Source organism: Agromyces sp. NPDC060279 (assembly GCF_042726785.1).
Taxonomy (GTDB): Bacteria; Actinomycetota; Actinomycetes; order Actinomycetales; family Microbacteriaceae; genus Agromyces.
Window position 1 is genome coordinate 12,806 of record NZ_JBHXBK010000011.1, and the last position, 5,019, is coordinate 17,824.

The 5,019-nt window shown below is 68.0% G+C and carries 2 protein-coding genes; one reads left to right on the top strand and one right to left on the bottom strand.

Going from position 1 to position 5,019, the window contains the following annotated elements:
- Positions 1 to 1,495, bottom strand: a 1,495-nt coding sequence (locus tag ACFWE1_RS17500; RefSeq protein WP_376934764.1) for an SdrD B-like domain-containing protein, incomplete at its 3' end; no start/stop codon positions are given.
- Between the two features lie 636 nt (positions 1,496 to 2,131).
- On the opposite strand from ACFWE1_RS17500, the gene ACFWE1_RS17505 reads away from it, so the two are divergent.
- On the top strand, positions 2,132 to 5,019 hold a 2,888-nt coding region (locus ACFWE1_RS17505), incomplete at its 3' end, for a CshA/CshB family fibrillar adhesin-related protein (protein WP_376934765.1).

The following is a 5,019-nucleotide window of genomic DNA, read 5'->3' on the forward strand; positions in this document are numbered from 1 at the left end:
CGGTGACGGGGTCGCCCGTTTCGGGGTCGGTGATCCGTACCGTGGTCGGGTCGAGGTCGCCGCGGTCGTTGTCCAGGGTGGGGACCGTCACGGCGTCACCGATGGTGTTGCCGTCGGAACGGTCGTCCGATGCCTCGGGCAGCGGGTCCATGAGACCGGCGTCGATGTTGTTGGCCTCGGGGTTCGCGCTATCGATGCGGACGGTGCCCGTCTGGCCCGACGCGGGATCGACATCCGAGTCGCGAGCCGCGTCTTCACCCGCGCCCTGCGGCGACCACTGGCGGCCATCCGGGTCGGTGAAGCGCAGCTGGTAGTCGCCGTACGGAAGATCCGTGAACCGGTACGCACCATCCGAACCGGTCACCGCGGTGATCAGGTTCCCGTTCGCGTCGGTCACCGGGTTGCCATCGGCATCGAGCAACTCGACCGTGACCCCGGCAACACCCGCCTCGTCATCACTCCGCACCCCGTTCCGATCCGCGTCGAGCCACACCCGATCACCGATCGAACCGAGCTGGGGCAGTCGCAGCGAGACTCGCTGGAGATCGGCGTTCTGGTTGGTGCGCGAGGCGTTCGGCAGCAGGGTGGTCTCGCTGCGGACCGTGTTGAGGCCGTTCGTTCCGTCGGCGTACTGGGTGCCGTCGTTCTGGAAGTAGCGTGAGCCGGTGCCGTGCGAAGCAGCCGGGAACGTGCTGAACGGGACCGCACGCGAGCTGAGGTCGAACGTGACGCTCGTGAAGGTGCCGGTGAGCTGGACCGACCCGCAGCCCGCGAAATCGCTGCGCGGGCTGTTCGTGTCGCCGCTGCCGATACGACCCTGCGCGTTGCACATGTTCCAGGTGTTGTCGTTGGTGACTCGCAGCGTCGTCGGCGTCATCGAAAGGTTGGTCGCGGCGCTCGACAGCCCCGCGAATTGCACGCCATCGCTCGCGATGCTCCATACCGTGCTGTTGAACGAACCGCGGGCGTAGCTGTCGATCCACTGGCCGGCGTACCCGCCCACGCCGCTCAGGTCGAGGACGACGTCGGTGACCGGTCGATCGAAGGTGAGCGTGAGCTGCCCGATCGCGCATTCGTCGGCGAAGTTCTGGTGCGCGGCCGACCCCAGCGGGCCGCCGCAGCCCTCAGATGCCAGACCATAGAAGCCGAGCGCGGGCAGCCTGGCGGGGTCCGGCGCCCCGGTGAACATGGCGGCGGTCGCCCCGTAGGCGCTCTGGTCCGTCCCGTTCGTCAAGACGGCGCCGCCGGGGCTCCTCGACCCGTTCGGTGAGAACTCGGCGGTGACGCCCACCGATCCGGTCCGCGTCGGGAGGGCCGAGGTCGCGGCGTTGTGCGCCGGCGAGGCTGGCGAGTACTGCGTCTCGGACGACGGGCCGGTCAGGCTCCAGGCGTCGTTGAACACGTACCCGTTCTGCTCCGCCGCGTGCGCCGTGGTCACGGCCGCGAGGCCGCCCGCCGTGAGTCCCAGGGCGACGACGGCCCCAGAGGCGATCATCGCGGTCGCTCGTCTGAGCCGCTGCTGCAGCCGCGTACGCGCCGCTGCAGTCTTCCGTTCGTGCGTTCTCACGTTCCTGTTCTCCAAGTTCCAGCACCGAGTGCCCCCGCTGAAGCTGCGCCTCCGGGATCAGTCGGGTCGAGCTGATCGCATCGGTATGCCAGAGACGCACCGGAAAACTACCATGACCATGAGCGCAAACTGCCCGAACGCGAGATGTTCGTCACAATCTCTCGGAATGCGGGATGCCACTGAGGGACTCGGGTCTGAGATCACCCCTGAACGAGGGGTTGTCCGGCGGGTGGGCGGGGTGCAGGCCCGGAGCGCGATCGGGTCGAGTAGGTCGCCCGAACCGTCGACGCCCGCTTCGTGGTCGGGTGGATCGCCGGAATGTTGGGAGCGATCGGTCTGTGATTGGAATCCCAAAACGGTCACGGAGCTGGACAATGCTGCTCAGCCAAGCAAAGCTAGAGGCAGGGGGCTGGTTTCCCCGCGACCCCTAGGACGCGGCCGGCCGGGCAAACGACGAAGAGGCGCACGATGGCGACAGCAGCACGGTTCAGGAGACGAGGCTTCACACGAGGTGGCCGAATTCGGCGGCTTCTCGCATTCGCACTCGCCCCGCTCGTGCTCGCGGTGGGACTCGTCGGCGTCTCCGTCGCCGGGGCCCAGGCTGCGACGAGCGCCACATGCGGATTCGCGGATGCCGGCACTGGCAAGTACGCGCAGGCGCTGTGCTGGTTCGACTTCGCCGGGTACAACGCCGCTGAGGCGACCAGCGCGGCCGGGCAGCAGATGGAGGTGACCCTTCCGGGCGGGTCTCGGATGACCTTCACGCTCAAGGCCTCCGGTGGGGGCGTGACCGGCTCGGTCATCCCGACCTGGGGTGGCGCGTACCTCGGCAACCGTGAGTACCGGGGCATCCCCGGGCGTCCCGCGCTCTACCAGGCCACCTCCGGCACCACGACCGACCTCACGCTCAGCGACATCCGCATGTTCAGCCCGCAGGGCGTGGAGATGCAGTCGTTCTCGCTGGTCGGGGCCGAAGCGGAGAGCACCGACGGTAACGAGTCCTTGCGCTGGACCTCCAACAATCCGATCTACTCACTCACAGCGAACGGCTCGAACCCGGGCATCGGCAACGCCTGCCCGGGCGGGTTCACCGGGGTCGGCACCACGCAGGTGACCTGTTCGGCAGGTGGGCAGAGCACGTCGCCGCAGACCGGCGGGCCGATCCTGGCGAGTCAGAATCCCGACTTCTGGACGCAGCGCATGGTGGGCGGCGGACGTCAGGCCGTCGCCTTCGGCGCGCTCATCTCGAGGCTGGAGCTTCGCAAGCAGGTGGACTCGCGGTTCACCGGCGACGACTTCAAGCTCACGATCGACGACCGAAATGGGAACTGGCACTTCGAAGGCAGCACCGGGCCGACCGGCACCACGTCGACCACCGAGCTGCGCGAGATCATCGACGACGGCGCGGGCGATCCGGTGTTCCGCTTCGCCGAGCAGATGAACTCCGGGCTGCTCAGCAACTACAACGCCGCTTGGTCGTGCACCCGAAACGGCGCACGGGACTCCACGCTGCCATCGGGACGGCAGCCGGGTTATGCCAGCGATATCCACGTCGGCATCGGTGACGTGGTCGTCTGCACCATCGCCAACTCGGTGAAGGCGACCGGCGTCTCGCTCGTGAAGAAGGCGGGCGACCCGGAAGACGTCAATGGCAACAGGCTGACCGATGCCGGTGACCGGATCACCTATCAATTCGAGGTGACGAACACCGGCGAGCTGCCGCTCGATCCTGTCGTCGTCGACGACCCGAAGATCGGCTCGGTCACCTGCCCGGCCGGGCCGCTCGAGCCCGATCTGACTGTCACCTGCACGGCGGATGCCGCCTACACGATCACCGCCGACGACGAGGACGCCGGTGCGGTCGAGAACACGGCGACCGCCTCGGGCACTCCGATCGGCACCTCCGACCCGGTGACGTCCCGCCAGGCGCGCACCCGCACTCCGGTGACGGCCGCGCAGCCGGCGATCGAACTGAGCAAGGCGGCCTCCCCGGCCGACGCGGCCTCCTTCGTCGTCGGGCAGGAGATCACCTACACCTTCGTCGTCACGAACACCGGCAACGTGCCGGTGCACGACGTCGAGATCAGCGAGGACTCATTCTCGGGCAGCGGCGAGATGTCCGTGATCGACTGTCCGGCCGATCGTACGATCGACCCCGACGCGTCCATCACCTGCACCGCGAGCTACACACTCACGCAGGCCGACATCGACGCAGGCAGTCTCGAGAACACCGCCAGCGCGAGTGGGATCCCCGCGGGTACGGATCAGCCGATCCGTACCGATCAGTCGGAGGCCGTCATCCCGGGAGACCCTCGTCCCGCGATCGATCTCGAGAAGTCGGCGTCACCGAGCACCATCGCGCAGCCGGGCGAGACCGTCACCTACACCTTCCACGTCACGAACACCGGGAACGTGACGCTCAACGATCCGAGCATCACGGAGACCGCCTTCTCGGGCACCGGGGAGCCGCTCGAGATCTCCTGCCCGGCCGGGCCGCTCGCGCCTGGAGCCTCGGCGGACTGCGTCGCCAGTTATGTCGTGACGCAGGCGGACGTCGACGCGGGCCGGATCGACAACACGGCGACGGCCACGGCGACGGCTCCGGCGGGTCAGGACGCACCGGTCTCGGACGCGTCGTCGGCCACCGCCACGATTCCGCCGAGTCCTGGGCTGACCATCGAGAAGACCGCGGACGTCGAGCAGTACTCCGAAGCCGGCCAGATCATCACGTATCAGTTCGACGTGACGAACTCCGGCAATGTCACGTTGTCCGACGTCGCGGTCGCGGACGTGGACTTCACGGGTTCGGGAGAGCTGTCCGAGATCTCGTGCCCGGCGGACACGCTCGGCGGCGGCGAGTCGATGACGTGCACGGCGACCTACACGGTGACGCAAGACGACGTGGATTCTGGAGGCATCGACAATGCGGCGACGGCGTCCGGCACGCCCGCTGGCGCGGATGAGCCTATCGAGACGCCCCGGAGCAACGTCTCCGTGCCGGCCGAACAGCACGCCGCGCTCGAGCTCGCCAAGAGCGTCGACCAGGCTGAGGCCGCGGAGGGCGACACCGTCACGTACAGCTTCCGCGTGACCAACACCGGCAACGTCTCGATCGGCGAACTGTCGATCGACGAGACCGAATTCACCGGAGCAGGCGAGCTCGGAGCCCCGCAGTGTCCCGACGTCACGCTGGCCCCGGGCGAGTCGATCACCTGCACGGCGAGCTACACGCTCGTCGCTGGGGACAACGCATCCGACTCGATCGAGAACACCGCGGTCGCGACCGGCGTCGCACCGTCGAGCATGGCCGACGAGCATCCACGGTCGAACGAATCGTCGGCGAGCGTCGCGGTCCTCGCGCCGTCGCTGTCGCTGGTGAAGTCGGCGGACTCGGGTGAGCTGGTCGCTGGTGAGGTGGTTACGTATTCGTTCCTGGTGACGAATACGGGCAA